At 28.0% G+C, this 17,263-nt stretch carries 18 protein-coding genes; 8 read left to right on the top strand and 10 right to left on the bottom strand.

The features are described 5' to 3' along the window. Window positions 1-3 precede the first annotated feature (3 nt). The gene (locus AC27L2_RS02025) at window positions 4-936 is read left to right on the top strand and encodes a Ppx/GppA phosphatase family protein (protein WP_487209984.1); all 933 of its coding nucleotides are present in this window, start codon (window positions 4-6) and stop codon (window positions 934-936) included. Here the strand turns inward: AC27L2_RS02025 and AC27L2_RS02020 are convergent. From AC27L2_RS02020 to AC27L2_RS01980, 9 genes are read right to left on the bottom strand one after another with little or no spacing between them, the layout of a single operon-like run. Continuing rightward, window positions 911-1,615 carry a hypothetical protein gene (locus AC27L2_RS02020; protein WP_487209983.1) on the bottom strand — a complete coding sequence of 235 codons (705 nt, stop codon included), beginning with the start codon at window positions 1,613-1,615 and terminating at the stop codon, window positions 911-913. The genes AC27L2_RS02025 and AC27L2_RS02020 overlap by 26 nt on opposite strands. Beyond that, the gene (locus AC27L2_RS02015; protein ID WP_487209982.1) at window positions 1,612-2,115 is read right to left on the bottom strand and encodes a DUF5683 domain-containing protein; all 504 of its coding nucleotides are present in this window, start codon (window positions 2,113-2,115) and stop codon (window positions 1,612-1,614) included. The genes AC27L2_RS02020 and AC27L2_RS02015 overlap by 4 nt, the downstream gene beginning before the upstream one ends. Next, window positions 2,099-3,040: a ParB/RepB/Spo0J family partition protein gene (locus AC27L2_RS02010; protein WP_487209981.1), complete on the bottom strand. Its 942-nt coding sequence runs from the start codon at window positions 3,038-3,040 to the stop codon at window positions 2,099-2,101. Before AC27L2_RS02010 ends, AC27L2_RS02015 begins: the two co-directional genes overlap by 17 nt. Next, window positions 3,037-3,828 carry a ParA family protein gene (locus AC27L2_RS02005; RefSeq protein ID WP_487209980.1) on the bottom strand — a complete coding sequence of 264 codons (792 nt, stop codon included), beginning with the start codon at window positions 3,826-3,828 and terminating at the stop codon, window positions 3,037-3,039. Before AC27L2_RS02005 ends, AC27L2_RS02010 begins: the two co-directional genes overlap by 4 nt. A 2-nt stretch (window positions 3,829-3,830) precedes the next feature. After that, window positions 3,831-4,511, bottom strand: a complete 681-nt coding sequence (locus tag AC27L2_RS02000; RefSeq protein ID WP_487209979.1) for a metal-dependent hydrolase — start codon at window positions 4,509-4,511, stop codon at window positions 3,831-3,833. A gap of 44 nt (window positions 4,512-4,555) precedes the next feature. After that, window positions 4,556-5,359 (bottom strand): diadenylate cyclase CdaA, encoded by an 804-nt coding sequence (gene cdaA, locus AC27L2_RS01995; RefSeq protein WP_487209978.1) that lies wholly within the window; start codon window positions 5,357-5,359, stop codon window positions 4,556-4,558. Then, window positions 5,352-6,542 (bottom strand): dihydropteroate synthase, encoded by a 1,191-nt coding sequence (gene folP / locus AC27L2_RS01990; protein WP_487209977.1) that lies wholly within the window; start codon window positions 6,540-6,542, stop codon window positions 5,352-5,354. Before folP ends, cdaA begins: the two co-directional genes overlap by 8 nt. 5 nt (window positions 6,543-6,547) lie before the next feature. Next, window positions 6,548-7,219, bottom strand: coding sequence for a ribulose-phosphate 3-epimerase (rpe, locus tag AC27L2_RS01985; RefSeq protein WP_487209976.1), 672 nt, complete (start codon window positions 7,217-7,219; stop codon window positions 6,548-6,550). Between the two features lie 6 nt (window positions 7,220-7,225). Next, window positions 7,226-7,954 carry a PASTA domain-containing protein gene (locus AC27L2_RS01980; protein ID WP_487209975.1) on the bottom strand — a complete coding sequence of 243 codons (729 nt, stop codon included), beginning with the start codon at window positions 7,952-7,954 and terminating at the stop codon, window positions 7,226-7,228. 108 nt (window positions 7,955-8,062) lie between these two features. On the opposite strand from AC27L2_RS01980, the gene AC27L2_RS01975 reads away from it, so the two are divergent. The 7 genes from AC27L2_RS01975 to ispE all read left to right on the top strand — a co-directional run bounded on the left by AC27L2_RS01975 (window position 8,063) and on the right by ispE (window position 15,825). Further along, window positions 8,063-9,304: a GlmU family protein gene (locus AC27L2_RS01975; RefSeq protein WP_487209974.1), complete on the top strand. Its 1,242-nt coding sequence runs from the start codon at window positions 8,063-8,065 to the stop codon at window positions 9,302-9,304. A 4-nt stretch (window positions 9,305-9,308) separates the two neighbouring features. Further along, window positions 9,309-10,907: an NFACT RNA binding domain-containing protein gene (locus tag AC27L2_RS01970; RefSeq protein ID WP_487209973.1), complete on the top strand. Its 1,599-nt coding sequence runs from the start codon at window positions 9,309-9,311 to the stop codon at window positions 10,905-10,907. A 2-nt stretch (window positions 10,908-10,909) separates the two neighbouring features. After that, the gene (locus AC27L2_RS01965; protein WP_487209972.1) at window positions 10,910-11,932 is read left to right on the top strand and encodes a glycosyltransferase family 9 protein; all 1,023 of its coding nucleotides are present in this window, start codon (window positions 10,910-10,912) and stop codon (window positions 11,930-11,932) included. A 73-nt stretch (window positions 11,933-12,005) separates the two neighbouring features. Then, a complete protein-coding gene (locus AC27L2_RS01960; protein ID WP_487209971.1) occupies window positions 12,006-12,998 on the top strand; it encodes a glycosyltransferase family 9 protein in 993 nt (330 codons plus the stop codon). Beyond that, window positions 12,986-14,128, top strand: coding sequence for a glycosyltransferase family 9 protein (locus tag AC27L2_RS01955; protein ID WP_487209970.1), 1,143 nt, complete (start codon window positions 12,986-12,988; stop codon window positions 14,126-14,128). The genes AC27L2_RS01960 and AC27L2_RS01955 overlap by 13 nt, the downstream gene beginning before the upstream one ends. Next, complete coding sequence (locus AC27L2_RS01950) at window positions 14,112-15,002, top strand: homocysteine S-methyltransferase family protein (RefSeq protein ID WP_487209969.1); 891 nt, start codon at window positions 14,112-14,114, stop codon at window positions 15,000-15,002. The genes AC27L2_RS01955 and AC27L2_RS01950 overlap by 17 nt, the downstream gene beginning before the upstream one ends. Next, a complete protein-coding gene (gene ispE / locus AC27L2_RS01945; RefSeq protein WP_487209968.1) occupies window positions 14,983-15,825 on the top strand; it encodes a 4-(cytidine 5'-diphospho)-2-C-methyl-D-erythritol kinase in 843 nt (280 codons plus the stop codon). The genes AC27L2_RS01950 and ispE overlap by 20 nt, the downstream gene beginning before the upstream one ends. Here ispE and AC27L2_RS01940 read toward each other — a convergent pair. Next, a complete protein-coding gene (locus AC27L2_RS01940) occupies window positions 15,770-17,230 on the bottom strand; it encodes a sensor histidine kinase (RefSeq protein WP_487209967.1) in 1,461 nt (486 codons plus the stop codon). The two genes, ispE and AC27L2_RS01940, sit on opposite strands and share 56 nt — an antisense overlap. Window positions 17,231-17,263 lie beyond the last annotated feature (33 nt).

Here is a 17,263-nt window from a genome sequence, read left to right as displayed (position 1 = left end):
ATTATGATTGTTGCTTCTATTGATATTGGTTCGAACACAGTTTTATTACTGATAGCAAAAATTTCATTTGATAATAACTTTCTCGAAACAATTAAAAATTATTATCGAGCTCCAAGAATTTCAAAAGGTTTAATTTCAGGAAGTAGAATAAGTGATAACAAAATTTCAGAATTGATGAATGTTCTAAGTGAGTATAAAACGATAATTGAAAATCATCAATGTGAAAAAGTTTTTCTTACAGCAACCTATGCATTGCGAATAGCTTCCAATTCAAAAGAAATTTCAGAAATCATTAAGACTAAATTTAATTGGGACTTGGAAATTATCGACGGAGATGAAGAAGCAAGACTTTCCTTTTTAGGGGCTACATATAATTATGATTATCACCAAAAAGTTGTAATTGATATTGGCGGTGGAAGCACTGAAATAATTTATGGAATTGAAGATAAAATTATTTATAAAAAAAGTTTTCCAGTAGGAGTTGTTTCTTTTACTGAAAAATATTTCAAAAATAATCTGCTGGATTCTTATGAAATTGATAATCTAAAAAAAGATTTAAAAGAAATTTTTAGTGAATTAACTCATTATATCCCTCCAAAAACTTTTACAATTGCTGTTGCTGGAACACCTACTACTCTTTCATGCATTAAACAAAATATTAAAGAATACAATGAAAAATTAGTTGACAACTCAGTGATTAGTTATGAAGATATTGAAAAAATTTCTTTACAGCTTTCTAATATGACACCTAAACAAATTAAAAATAACTTTGGACAAGTTGTGGAGGGACGTGAAGATGTTTTGTTTACAGGAACCTTGATTCTAAAAACATTTATGGAAATATTGGAACTCGATAAAATAACCGTTAGCAATAAAGGTTTAAGATACGGAGTTATTATTGATAAATTGATTAAACAAAATAATAAAGAAAAATAACTGGGCTAAGAAGAATTATTATAAAAAACAGCATTCCAATTGAAACTGAATAAATTATATTTTTTGATTGCACATAAGTAGAAAGAATAAATAAAATCAAGTTCCACAATAGAAAAATCACTTCAAAAATCATTAGTGTGTAAGCTTCTAATTTTTTTATGATAAATGGTGATGGATTAAAAGTGAACCAGTAATGTCCAAACAATGCATATTCAACAGGTGATAAAATTATTAATGCAAATATGACAGGAATAAATGAATATGTATAAATTGAAAAGTTATCTTTAATCCTGTTCTTAATATGAAATACGTAGTTAATTAAAGTGATTAAAAGTATAATTACAATAAAAATACTGATAACATAAATACCATTAAATAAAATTGCATTGAATATATTTTCATTATTAATACTTTTTATTTTTAGAGCATTATTGAGAATTAGAGCATTAATGCCAATCTTAATAGCTGCAAGAATTAAAAGTAACAACGTGAAATTTTTATGTTCTGCATAAATTATGTTTTTAATAGCATCAAGCGGTGATTCAATTATTTTTCCAATAGTTAGCCACAAATCGATATTTGGAATTCTTGTTCTAAGATAAGCCTTGCAGTTCGAACAAATTAATGCATAGAATGGGTTTTCACTTCCACAATTTTTACATAAAGAAATATTTTTCAAAATTTTATCCTCATAGAAATATTAATTTCATTTTTCAATGTAGATGGAGTTACATCAAAATCAAATAGATGAGCATCAACATAAGCATCAATTAAATTTAGTAAATATGTAAGTCCAATAAATACCGCGGTTAAATCACGCTGGTCTCTATAAAATTCGCGTAAGCTTCTAAATCTTAAATTACCTTCTGGGTTGGTTGAAGAAATACTTTGAGAGTATAAATCACGGTAGTTCTTATATTCTTTATTTTGATTTATCCAATTATAGCTTAAATATCCTAAAGCTCCCCATATGATTGGAATTTTCCAGTATGATTCATTATAAAATTGTCCTAATCCTGGAAGCAATGCACTTCTAATTACTGCACCAGTTGGAGATTTTTTCATTATAAATTTATTTGTGTCCTGTTGAGCAGTTATGTTTCTTGTTGTATCTGTTTGAGCAAAATTAAGAGAAACAAAAATTATCAGAAGTATGAAAATATTAATGAGTATTCGCATTGATAATTTCAAAGAGTTCAAATAATCTTTCAAGTTCGTCTTGAGAATAAAATTCAATAACAATTTGTCCCGCCCCAGAATTATTAATTTTACAATGTACCTTCGTTCCAAGAATACTTTGCAATTTTTCTTCAAGATTTCTTTGAGATGCATTTGCTAAATCAACATGCAAATTCAAAGACTTCTTTTTATTCTGCCCATTTCTTGATTCTAAATATTTTCTTACTAATTCTTCTACTTTTCTAACAGAAAGGTTTTTCTTAATAATTTTTTCATGTATATCCAGTTGAATTGCTTCACTTGGCAAATTAATCAATGCTCTTGCATGTCCTGTTGTAATTTTATTTTCAATCAAACTTTTTTGAATTATTTCAGGAAGTTTTAATAATCGAATAAAGTTAGTAATTGTTGTTCTATCTTTTCCTACTCGTTTTGCAATTTCTTCTTGGGATAAATTACATTCTTCCATTAATCTTTTATATGCATTTGCAACTTCTATCGGATTAAGTTTTTCTCTTTGAATATTTTCTATCAAAGATAAAGCAAGCATTGCTTCTTTGGTTTCTACTCTGATAATATAAGCGGGAATTTCTTTAATCCCGATTTCTTTGCATGCTCGAAGTCTTCTTTCACCTGAAATCAACTCATATTTTTCTTTATCAACTCTTCTTACAGTTATTGGTTGAATTAATCCATTTTCAAGAATAGATTTTTTTAATTCTTCAAGAGCTTCAGGTTCGAATAATGTTCGTGGTTGGTAAGGATTTGGGCTAATCTGGTCAACTGGAATTTTTGTGAGTATATCGTAAGATTTTCCGTCATCTTTTGGCAGTTCTTTACTTGAAACAGCAACAGGAGCATCAATTTTTTCTTTTAATTGTGGATTAATCAATGCATCCAATCCTCTTCCCAAAGCTGATTTCATATTTCTCCTTCCCTCTCTTTTCGAATTTGTAAATTATTTCTTTCTAAAATTTCAGAAGCAAGCGAAATGTAATTTTGTGCACCAACAGAACTTGCATCATATAAAATAACTGGTTTTGCATAACTTGGTGATTCCGATAAACGAACATTACGATGAATTATTGTATTATAAACTTTTGCACCAAAATATTTTTTTACTTCCTCAACAACTTGAAGTGAAAGGCGCAATCTTTTATCAAACATTGTAAGCAGTACACCTTCAATAGTTAGATTCTCATTAAAATTTTTTCTTACAAGATTGATTGTGTTTAGAAGTTGTCCTAATCCTTCAAGAGCAAAATATTCACATTGAACAGGAATTAATACTGAATCAGCACAAACAAGAGCATTCAATGTAAGTAATCCAAGCGAAGGCGGACAATCTATAAATATAAAATCGTATTTATCATCAATTGATGCAACAGCATTTTTGAGCAAAAATTCTCTTCCTTCTACTGATACTAATTCTACTTCTGCGCCTACTAAATTTATTGTTGATGGAAGAATATCCAGAAAAGGCATATAAGTATTTAATATACTTTCTTCAATTTTGTTAATTCCTACAAGAACTTCATAAATAGTTTTTTCAGGTTTATCAGTTCCAATTCCTGAAGTTGAATTTGCTTGAGGGTCAATGTCAATTAAAAGAGTTTTAAATTCTGCTGCTGCTATGGATGCAGAAAGATTTATTGCAGTGGTCGTTTTTCCAACACCACCTTTTTGATTTGCTATAACAATTTTTTTAGCCATATTTATTGAAGTTCTATTTCTTGACCATATTCAAGTACAATGCATTTCTTCCCCATTTGTTCAACTTTATTTTTGAATTCATAAGGGTCTGCTTGAATTACAGGGAAAGTATTATAATGCATTGGTATAGCTACTTTTGGATTAGCAAGTTCAACAGCTTTAACAGCATCAGTAATACCCATTGTATAATTATCTCCAATTGGAAGCAACATATAATCTAACGGTGTCATTTCTCCTATTAATTTCATATCATAAAATAAGCCTGTATCACCAGTGTGATAAACATTTATTCCATCAATTGATAAAATTACGCCAGAAGGTTCACCAGCATAATAATTATCAGGTGTCATAGAGCCATGATGAGCAATTGTAAATTTTACTTTCCCAAATTCAAAATTATATGAACCGCCGATATGCATGTTATGAGCATTAAAACCTTTACTTATGCAGTAATTTGCCAATTCATTAACACAAATAAAAGTTGAATTACATCTCTTTGCGATTTTGAAAGCATCACCAAGATGGTCTCCATGTCCGTGAGTAAGAATGATGTAATCTGCTGATACTTCATCAGATTTAACTGGTGAAGTTGGATTACCATCGAAGAATGGGTCAACTAAAATTTTCTTTCCGTTGTTCGAAGTAAATTGAAAAGCAGAGTGTGAAAAATATTTTAATTTCATCTCACTCTCCTCCTTTTTATTAAAATCATTTATCAAAATATAAATTAATTGTTCGAAATTTTTTCAGACCTTCTAATTTTTCGTGAACTTAGATTCTTTAATAAATAATTTTTTAATGCTTCTTTCGAAAGACCTCTGATTAATTTTCCATTCTCTGCAACTGAAATACTTGCAGTTTCTTCTGAAACAATCACACAGATAACATCAGCTTGTTCGGAAATGCCAAGACCAGCTCTGTGTCTCATTCCCAATGGAATTCCATCAATTTGAGTTATGCTTGATAATGGTAATGTACACCTTGCTGCTTCTATTATTCCATTGTTAATTATAACAGCACCGTCATGTAGTGGCGAACGCGGATAAAATATAGAACGGAGCAGATTTTTAGATACGCGTGAATTAATTATTTCTCCTGTTTCTACAATACCTCTAATTCCTACTGATTTTACAATAACAATTAATGCTCCATGCTGATGTTGTGCTAATTCAAATGCGGTATCGGCTATAATTTCTGCTATATTATGCTGGTCTGTTTTAATAAAAAATCTTAGTAAAGGACTTCTTCCAACAAGAACTAATAATCTTCTGATTTCAGGTTGAAACAAAATTATAAATGCAATTACCCAGATATCAGAAATTAATTTCAATAACCAGCCAGTAGCTTTGAAATTTGCAACTTGAGCAATAAACGACAGGAATAAAACTATAAGCAAACCATAAAATATTTGAGCAGCAATAGTTCCTTTTATAGTGCTGTATAATTTATAAAAAATAAAAGATACCAATACGATATCAAGGATATCAGTAAAATTAATTGTAATAAAACCAATTTTGATTATTTCAAACATTTTGCAGCAGTTCAGGCTTTTCAGTAAATAAGTTTATTAGTGATGCATACTTTGCTTTTTTAACATTATGAGTTCTAATAAATCTTGCGCCATTTTTAATTGCTAATGTCTCAGCAGCAAGTGTGGGGTCATCTCTTTCATCAATTGATAAGTTTAATGCTTTCCCTAAAAAAGATTTTCTTGAAACACCTATATAAATTGGAGTTCCCAAACCTTTGAATTCATTTAATCTTTTTATTAATTCATAATTATCAATTACTCTTTTGCCGAAACCTATCCCCGGGTCAATTATAATATTTTTCAGATTAAATTTTTGTACTTCTAAAATTTTTTCTATAAAGAAATCATACAACTCTGAAATAACATCTTCGTAATAAGGATTGTTTTGCATTGTTTCTGGGGTTCCTTTCATGTGCATGAGAACATATGCAGCATTATATTTCTTAACAACTTCAAGAATTTTATAATCAAAACTGAATGAACTTATATCGTTTACTATTTTAACACCTAAAGATAATGCGGCTTCAGCTACTCTGGATTTTGTTGTATCTATTGATAAAATAGCATCGGGTTTCGATTTTAATATTTCTTCAATTACCGGAATTACTCTTCTCATCTCTTCTTCTTCATCAACAGATTTAGCTCCGGGTCGACTTGATTCACCGCCGATGTCAATTATTTCTGCACCTTCTTCAAGAAGTTGTAATGCATGTTCTACTGCTGCATTCTTTTCAAAAAATTTTCCACCATCAGAAAATGAATCTGGAGTTACATTCAATATTCCTACAATGTGTGCTTTATCCATGTCAAAAATTTTATTACCTATTTGCATCGACTTATTATCATAATCAATAATATTCTGAATAACTTTATTTATCTTAAAACCAATATCTTCATTTCCAATAGCAATTATTTCTTTAGCTAATTCTTTAAAAATTGAGATTGTGCCTAATGCTAATAAATCAGTAGACTGGTAGTTATTGTCAACAAGGTAGCAAATTTCTTTGTTGGCTAAAATTATTTTTTTTATTCTGTGTCCTAATTTAGAATCAAGATTACGAATTTCTAAAGCGTATAAATCTTTTTCGTATAATTCACGATAGATGTTATATTTTGAACTGTATCTCTTAAATACATTGGGATAATAAATATCGATAAGTTGAATTATCAAATTGTTAGCCAATGTATTTACCTTTGATTGTTGATTAGATTTTTAAACTCGGCAGTTGCAGCTGTTTTATTATCATTCCCAAAAATTGACCAGCCAACAACAAATATATTACATCCTGCTTCTGATACTTCTTTGATATTTTCCTTTGTAATTCCTCCATCTACTTCAATTAAAAAATTATAGCCCATCTCATCTCTTAGGTTAGAAAGTTCTTTGATTTTGCGCAGACTGCTATGAATGAATTTTTGTCCTCCAAATCCTGGATTAACAGACATAATTAGGACTAAATCAACATATTCCAAAATTTCTTTTAAAACATGAACAGGAGTAGCTGGATTAATTGAAACCCCAGCTTTAACTCCTTTGCTTTTAATGTAATCAATAGTACGATGCAAGTGGATAACTGCTTCTTGATGAACAGTTAAATAATTTACACCGGCATTAATAAATTCATCAATTATACAATCTGGATTTTCTACCATTAAATGAGCATCGAGAGGTAAATTTGTTATTTTTCGAATTGCAGAAATGACCATTGGTCCAAATGTAATATTTGGAACAAATTTTCCATCCATAACATCACAATGAATTATGTCTGCTCCGCCAACTTCTACTAATCTTATTTGTTGTGATAAATTTGAGAAGTCAGCAGAAAGTATTGATGGTGCCAATAATTTTTGATTAACCATAAGCTCTCACTTATTTAGTGTAATAACAACATTAATACTGTCGCCAGCATTTACAAGAGTATTTTCGCTTGGCTGCTGGTCAACAATTGTATTTGGCAAAAGAGATTTTGAATAAATATAAGTTTTTAATCCAATACTTAAAGAATAATTACGTAATATTTTTTCTGCTTCTATTAATGATTTGCCAATTAAATTAGGAACTTTAATTTTCCCTAATTGTGGTCCCATGCTCACTTTTAATCTTACTTTTGTTCCAACTGGTAACTCTTTTCCTTCGGGATATTGTTGCTCAGCAATTATATTTTGAGGAAATTCAGAAGTAATTTGTTCTAGTGTATCTAATACAAGTCCAAGTTTTTGAAGTGTTATTTGAGCTTCACGCACAGATTTATTAATCAAGTATGGCATTTTAACTGTTTGTAATCCACCACTGATTGTTAAGTAAATTTTTCGATTTTCTTTCACATATGTATTGGGCAGCGGCTTCTGGAATATGACATAATCTTTAGCATATTTTTCATCGTAGCGGGAAGTATTAACAATTGGATTTAGATTTAATTCTTTTAGAATTCTTATTGCTTCATCTTTGTGTTTACCAATAACATTTGGGACTTTTAACTCGTTGCTGCTTACATAATATGGCAGAATTATTGAATCAATGATAATTATAGCAATAATGAATGATACTCCATAAATAGCAGCTTTGATTAAAAACCTTTTTGAAATAAGACTCATAATAATTTCTTCGATTTTGTAATCGTAAAAATAATAAACTTTATTATGAATATTTTTCCATTAAAAAAATTTTAGTTAGTTTATTTACAAAATATTTATGGGTTCTGCATGAAACCTGCAATAATGCTATTTGAAGATAATGGATTTAAAAATTTATTACCATTAACATTTTTAAGACCTGTTTATGAGTTAAGATGCGGAATATTATCACTAAAACAAAAATTTGAGCTCTATTTTCCTAAAAGCAAATTTATTTTTCATTGTCGTCCATATCTCGAAAACTTCTTAAAAGAAAAATATAAAAAATCATTAGTTAATGAGTTTATCAGTGATTCGATAATATTCATTAATGGTCGATTATTAATAAATAAAGAATTATTAAATGAAATTAAAAATCTGAAAGAAGGAATTCTTTTATCAAATGATAATCAAATTGCAGCTGTAAAACTTGATAGAAATAATTATAATCATGTGAAATTTAATGATGACGGCTCATTATTTTTTGATGATAAGAACTTTTCAAAAGTTATTACAAATGCAAAAATGATTAATTATCCATGGGACTTAGTTAATTATAATGGAGAAGAAATTATAAACGATTTTAAGCTCATAGCAAGAAATCATACAAAAAAAACAACAACAAAATATAAAGCTGTTGAAACAATCAATAGAAAAAATATTCTTATTGGCAAAGGAACTAAAATTGAACCTTTTGTTACATTAGATGCTTCTGAAGGACCAATTTTTATAGATGAAAATGTTAATATAATGTCTCATGTAATAATTAAGGGTCCTGCTTTTATTGGGAAGAATAGTTTAATAAAAGCTCATACCTCAATTTATCATAATACTTCTATTGGAGAAGTATGCAAGATTGGTGGAGAAATTGAAAATTCAATTTTTCATTCATATTCGAATAAGCAACATGAAGGTTTTATTGGTCATTCATACATTGGCAGCTGGGTAAATCTTGGAGCTGGTACAACAAACAGCGACCTTAAAAATGATTATGGAATTGTAGATGTATTTATTAACAATGAAAAAGTGAATACTGGACATAGGTTTGTAGGATTATTTATGGGTGATTATTCTAAAACTGCAATTGGAACAGTTTTTAATACAGGGACTGTAGTTGGTATATCTTGTAATATATTTGGTTATGGGTTCCCGCCCAAATATATACCTTCTTTTACTTGGGGTGGAATAAATAACTTCGAAGAATATAAACTTGAGAAAGCAATTGAAGTGGCTAAAGTTGTTGCTTCAAGAAGAAATATTCAACTTACAGATAATGATATAAATTTATTAAAAAAAGTTTTTGAACTAACTGAAAGCGAAAGAAAATTCTAAATTTATGTATAAAAATTATTTGTATCTGTTGAGGAGTATCAGTGAATTAAGAGATTTAATTCAAAATCAGAAAATTTATGAGATATATACACAAGAAAAAGATAAATTATTTATTTCTATTCCATTAAAAAATTACGATGATTTTCACATAGTTATTTCTGTAAATCCACAGTCCCCTTTTTTAATCATTAAAAATGAACATCACAAGGCTAAGAAGAATGTATTAAATTTTTTCGAGAATTATCTTCCAGATGAAATTAATAAAATTGAGATAGCTTTTGGTGATAGAATCATAAAATTAACTCTATCAAAATGTTCACTTTTCTACTGTATTCGTGGTCCGATGACAAATGTTTATTTGATAGATAATGAAAATAATATTGCTTCATTTAAGAAAATTGAGGAAGAAGAGAAATCGAAAATTTATGATGAATTGCTCGTAAATAGATATATTGAATATCCTGAAAAACTATATGAGAATATTACAGATAAATCTGATGAAGAAATTTTAAATTCCTTTAAGTTTATTGACAAATCAATTACATCACAGCTTAGTATTCGTAAGAATATAAAACTAATTGATATTTTCAATGAAATATTGAATGATGATATTAGAATATCCATTTCTCAAAATGAAGGCACTGTAAGGTTTGAGCCATCAAGCTTCTATCTCCCAGATAACTATACTATCATAAATTATCATAAAAAATATTTTGATGCTCTTAGTGAATATTTTGTACAATTAAATAAATTAAAGAAGCGAAAACAAATTTATTCTGAAATAAAGAAATATTTAGAAACTGAACTGGAAAAAGTTTCGAATAAAATAAATAATTTGAAAGCAGTGCTGGAAAAAGAATCAAAAGAAAATCATTATATAAAAATTGGCAATTTATTATTAATGAATATTTATCAACTAAAAAAAGGAATGAAAGAAATAGAATTGGTTGATGAAGAAAATAATAAAGTTAAAATTGCGCTTGATGAAAAACTATCACCACATCAAAATATAGATGAATATTTTGCTAAGGCACGAGCAGAAAAAATACAATATGAGAAATCGAAGACTTTATATAATGAACTAATTAATCATTATAACAATTTAACTCGGATGAAATTAATGCTGGAGAATAATTTAACTGATGATGAATTAGTAAATATCAAAAAAGAATTGAAAATTAAAGAGAGTTCATTGAAAAAAAGCAATGAGAATTCAAAACCGAACTTCAGACATTTCATTATTGATAAAAAATATCATGTGTATGTTGGAAAGGATAGTCATAATAATGATGAACTTACACTAAAGTTTGCTAAACAAAATGATTACTGGTTTCATGCAAGAGCTGTTAAAGGTTCTCATGCTATACTGCGGGTTGAAAATACAAAAGAATCTATCCCAAAAAAGATTATTGAAAAAGCTGCTTCACTCGCTGCTTTTTACAGTAAAGCAAAAACATCTAAATTAGCTCCGGTTAGTTATACATTAAAAAAATATGTTGTAAAAAGAAAAGGCATGGAACCAGGTGAAGTTGCTTTGTTGAAAGAAGAAGTTGTTCTTGTTAAACCGGAAATTCCAGCAGGATCTGAATTAGTCACAGAATAAATATGATTGATAAAAACATTAAAAGTATTTTGATTATTAAATTAAGAGGCATTGGAGATGTTGTTTTATCTACAATTGTTCTTGATAATCTAAAACAGTATTTCCCTAATGCCAGAATTGATTATTTAACTGATTTGTCTTCAAAACCTGTTGTTGATGGGCTTTCACAAGTAAATGAAGTAATTATTTTTCCAAAAGATAGTTTATTAGAAAGATTAAAACTTATTTACAAGATTTTTCGCAAAAAATATGATCTAATTCTTGATTTCTATTCGAATCCCTCTACAGCTTTAATTACATATTTTAGTCGAGCAAAATTTAGAGTTGGATTCCCCTATCGTGGTAGAAAATATGCATATAATTTGTTTGGTCCATCTGAAAGAGGAAAATATCATGCAGCTATTTTACATTTAAAGACATTAGAAAACATCGGCATAGATACACCATATAAGAATTTATACTTTCACCTTTCAAATGATGATATGAAATTTGCTGATGATTTTTTTAATTCTAATAATCTTCTAAATAAATTTGTTGTTGGAATATCTCCTTCAGGAGGATGGAAATCTAAAAAGTGCGATCCTGAAAAATTTGCAGAGTTTGCTATTTCAGTTAAAAATAAATATCGATGTGAAATATTAATATTATGGGGACCAGGAGATTTTGATGAAGCATCCTTGATTAATAAATCTGTTCCTAATTCAATAATTGCTCCAAAAAGCAATATTAACCAAATGGGAGCATTAATTAAAAAATGTGATATTCTTATTGCTAATGATAGTGGTCCAATGCACATTTCAACTGCTGTTGGCACTCCAGTTTTAAGCTTACATGGACCTACAAATCCATATCATCAAGGACCTTTTGGCGATAAGCATGAATTTATTATTTTAGATAACCTTAATTGTATTATGTGTAATTTATTAGAATGCCCTAAAAATCATGAATGTTTTAAAAATATAGATGTTGAAATGGTATTAAATAAAACTGCTATTTTATTAAGTAAAAATAAAATATCTAAATAATTTGAAAAAGATTGAAATATATATTAGAAAAATTCTTTTAAGGATATTACTTTTTTGTTTTCCCAAAAAATCATTGGTTAATGATATAAAATTAAAAGAAGATTCTGCTATTCTTTTTATTAGATTAAATAGAATTGGTGATGCATTAATTACAACCCCCCTATTATCATTAATTAAAAGAAATACGAATCATAAAATCTATGTGGTGGCAAGCAATTATAATTATTTTGTATTTTCTTCAAAAATTGTTGATAATGTAATTGTTTATGATAAAAAGAAAATAACGCTTTTCAAACTTATTAGACTAATAAATAAATTAAAACCAGATGTCATAATAGATTTACATGATGATGTATCAACTACTGTTAGTTTTATTTTGGCATTTTCAAAAGCAAAATATAAAATTGGGTTTAATAAAGATAATAGAAAGTTGTATAATTACATCATAGAAAAACCAGATTCCTCAAAAACACATGTTGTAGAAAGACTATTACATTTTACAAAAATTTTCAATATCAAATACACAAAAGAAGAAATAAGAGTATTTTATTATATAGATGAAAAAGCATTAGAAAAAATTAATAATTATTTATTAACTAATAAGTTAGATAATAATTTTAAATTAGGAATTAATATCTCGGCAGGTAGTGATGCAAGATTTTGGGGAATTAAAAATTATAAAGATTTAATTACAGAAATTACTAAATATTCTCAGATAAAAGTTATTATTTTATGTTCTCCGAATGACATTGAAAAAGCAGAGCAAATATCAAATGGGTTATTTCCTATTTTTTATGATAATTCATTTGAAAATTTTTCAGCAATGATTAGTAAATTGAATTTATTAATTACCCCTGATACATCTGCTGTTCATATTGCTTCTGCATTTAATGTACCTGTTTTTGGTTTATATGTAAAATATAACACAAATGATATGATATGGAGCCCATATAATACAGAATTTGAATGTGTAATTACGGAGCAACCTACACTAAAAAATATACATTTGAATGAAGTGCTAAGTAAATTAAAACCATTTTTAGAGAAAATATTATGGAAAAATTAAATATCCCAGACTGCAAAAATTTTACTGGTTATAAACCTTGCTTTCCTTATTATAACTGTTTAGAAGAAGGCTGTAAAGAACAAAAAAAATTTGGTGTCAAAATTTTAATTATAGCTCTTGAAGCAATGGGAAGTGTTTTAATGACAACAGCTCAACTCCCTGCAATTAAAAGAAAATATCCTGAATCTACAATTTATTGGTTAACACTTAAGAATTCAGCAGATATATTGAAGAATAATCCTTATATAGATAAGGTTTTTGTTTACGATTTTGAAAATATGGAAATCTTAAGTGCAATTGAATTCGATGTTATAATGAATTCTGATAAATCTATTAAAGCTGGTGCAATTATTCAAAGATTAAAAGCAAAAGAAAAACTTGGTTTTGGTATTAATAATAATTCTCAAATAATACCTCTAAACGATGGTGCTTTATATAATTATAAATTGGGACTTGATGATAATCTTAAGTTCAAGATTAATCAAAAAACTGGACAAGAAATACTTGCAGAAACATTTAATTTAGAGTACAAAAGGGATGAATATGTTTTTGAATTTTCTGATGATGAAATTGAATTTATTGATTCATATAAAAAAACTGTAGGAATAAATGAGAAAGATGAGATTATTGGATTTAATACAGGTTGCTCCCAATTATATCCAAACAAAAAGATGACAATAGAACAGCATATTATCCTGATTGAAAAATTTCTCTCTTTTAATCGCTTCAAGATTATGCTGCTTGGTGGTCCAGAAGATACAGAAAGAAATAAAATATTAAGTGATTTATTTAAAGACCAGATAATCAATACTCCAACCACAGAAGGAATAAGAAGAGGAGCATGTTATGAAAGTATACCTCATGTTATAATTACAGGTGATTCATTTGGGATGCATCTTGCAATAGCATTAAAAAAATATGTAATTGCCTGGTTTGGATTAAGCTGCTGGACAGAAATTGACCTATATGACAGAGGAATTAAGTTATATCCAGAAGGTTTATTTTGTGCTCCTTGCTGGAAAAAAGAATGTCCATATAATCTCGAATGTATTCAAATGATTGATCTCGAAAAAATAGTTCAAGAAACAATTAAATACTTTGACAAAAGAAAAAATGACAGAAAAAATTGATTTAATAAATTTATATAACCAGCTAAAAAGACCATTGATACTTGATGGTGCAATGGGAAGTTTACTTATAGAGAAAGGAATTAAAAATCATCCAGTCTTATGGACTTCATTATCAAATCTTGAACATCCAGAAGTAGTAAAATCAATTCACTTTGAATATATCAACAATGGGGCGGATATAATAACAACTAATACATTTAGGACTAATCCAATTGCTGTTAATAAATCGAATGAAAAAATTAATGTTGAAGAATTTGTGAAAGCAGCAATTCAAACTGCAAAAGATGCAAGAGGAAATAAAAAAATTATGATTGCAGGCTCCAACGCCCCTGCAGAAGATTGTTATCAAATTGAAAGAACTATTTCATTAAGTGAATTAGAATACAATCATAAAAAGCACATAGATATTTTGTGGAATAATTCTGTTGATATCATCTGGAACGAAACACAAAGTCATATGGACGAAATAGAAATAATTTGTAAATATTGTTCAGAAAATAAAATTCCATACATAGTAAGTTTATTTTTTGATGAGAATCTTAAACTTCTCAGCGGCGAAAAATTAATTGATGCAGTTAATTACATTAATTCTTTTAATCCTGTTGCTATAGGATTTAATTGTATAAAACCAGAAACATTTTTGAAATTCATCGAAAAATATTCATTGCCCGAAAGATGGGGATTTTATTTTAATTGTGGTGCAGGAAATTATGATGATGAATTTTTAGCCTGCGGTATTTCTCCAAAAAATTATTCTGAACTTACAAAACAATTACTCAAGTTTAATCCAACTTTTGTTGGTTCTTGTTGTGGTTCTAATCCCGAACATACTAAAGCAATTAAGGAATTATTAGATGAGATTTATAGAAATTAAAGCTCCTGCAAAAATTAACATTGGGTTAAGAGTTTTAGAAAAAAGGAATGATGGGTATCATAATATTTATACATTGTTTTATCCAATAAAAGATTTGTTTGACACATTAACTTTTGAACTTTCAGATGGTTTTGAATTTAGAAGCAATTTAAAAGTTACAGAAAATGATGAAGATAATTTAATTATTAAATCGGTAAGATTACTTGAGAGGATTTTTAAGAAGAATTTTAATGTAAAGATTAATTTGATTAAAAGAATTCCCGCAGGAGCTGGGCTTGGAGGCGGAAGTTCGGATGCAGCTGCAACTCTAATTTCTTTGAATGAATTGTTCAAACTCGGTTTGAATTATGAGCAACTCTTAAATTTAGGATTAGAGTTAGGTTCTGATGTTCCCTTTTTTATAAAAGCTTTGCCTGCAATTGGTAAATCAAGAGGAGAAATTTTAGAACATATAGAAATTAAAAATGAGTATCCAATTTTAATCGTTAACCCTAACATTTCTATATCAACAAAAAAAATTTACGAATCAATAAAACCAAATAATGATTATTATGATTACAACAAAATAATACAGAACCATACTTTTAATTTTTCATTAATGAAAGAAAAAATTATCAATGATTTTGAAGAAGTAGTTTTTCATAAATATCCAGAAATTAAAAACATTAAAGAAATTTTATATCAAGAAGGTGCCATTTATGCTTCAATGACTGGAACAGGTTCAACTGTTTTTGGTTTTTTTGATAGTTATGATAAAATTGAAAAAGCTAAGAAATGCTTTCCTCTTGAATACTTTTGCTGGATAAGTAATCCTCAGGATTAACTTCAAATATATCATAAGAAGAAGGTTTAAAGTGATATGGCAGTATAATTTTAAAACAACTTCCTAATAAATTATCATGCGAAAGTCTTGATGGACTTTCTACAGTTATCTCGCCTCCTAATCTTTCTATAATTTCTTTTGTGATAGTTAAACCCATTCCGCTACCTTCATGTTTTGCTCTATCAATATTTGATGCTCGGTAAAACTGTTCAAATATTTTTTTTAAATCATCTTTTGGTATTCCAATTCCATCATCACAAACCTCAATAGAAATTTTATCATTAATGTCTTCTACAATTATTTCTATTTCACCATTTTCATTGACATATTTTATAGAATTTCCAATGATATTTGAGAGAGCTAGTTCCAAAAGTATCATATCGGACTTGATAAATTTTTTCTCTAATCTTCTATCCTCAAATTTTAATTTTATATTCTTTGCTTTGATGTTTTCGAATTGTTTTTCAAGTATATTTCTTATGAATAAATTTATGTCAATTTCTTCAGCTGAACGAATATCTAACAACTTAAGTCTTGAAATGCGGAGTACATTATTCAATAAATGTAATGTTTCTTCAGTTCGAATTTTTGCACGCAAGAGTTTAGCTTCAACTTCTTTGCTGATTGGTCCAACATATTGCTGTAATACCAAATCAATTATTGATTTTACAGCTGTAACAGGAGTTTTAATTTCATGAACTATTCCAATAATATATTTTTGTTTTGATTTTTCTGCCTCATCAATTTTTTGAAGCGAGGTTCGTAAGAGTTGTTCTCTGTGATATAATTGTTTTGCAATATTATTTGCAAGATAAACACTTGCAAAAAGCATTAAAGTGAAGGATGCAAGTGAAAGAATATCGTAAGACAAAGTATGAGAAACTGGAGCATTGTATAAACCGTTAATTAAGTGTATTTCAATGAATTTTAATTTAACAAAGGCATTCAATAGTGAAAAAATTAAACTTATTACTCCAGCCATAATGTAAACAATATAACCTGGAAGAATAAGGCTTCCAATTATCATGTGAAAGATGAAAAAAATATAAAGTGGTGATTCAATTAATCCTGTATAATAAACTAACAACATTAGTGCAATCAAGTCCAGAATCATTTGAATTAAAGAAAGATGAAGACTATTAAATTTATCTGGAGAACAACCAACATACTTTCTTGAAATATGAATAATTATGTTATAAACAAGAATTGAAAATGTAATTAATGAAATGGCAATAAATTGTGTTTTTGTAAAATTAAAATTAAATAATAATTCTCCTGCAGTTAAAAAGGAAGTTAATAAAGCAACTACAACATATCTTAATCTGATAAACCAAAGATTTCTTACGCGAATTGCTCTCCAGAATTCACCATAGTTTTTAGCCCAATCAGGAAGAAGTGACAGCATGTTGTTGACTTAATAGTTATTCAATAGAAAAAT

Source organism: Rosettibacter sp. KY25 (genome assembly GCF_057554405.1).
This window is presented reverse-complemented; position numbering and strand designations above follow the sequence as displayed.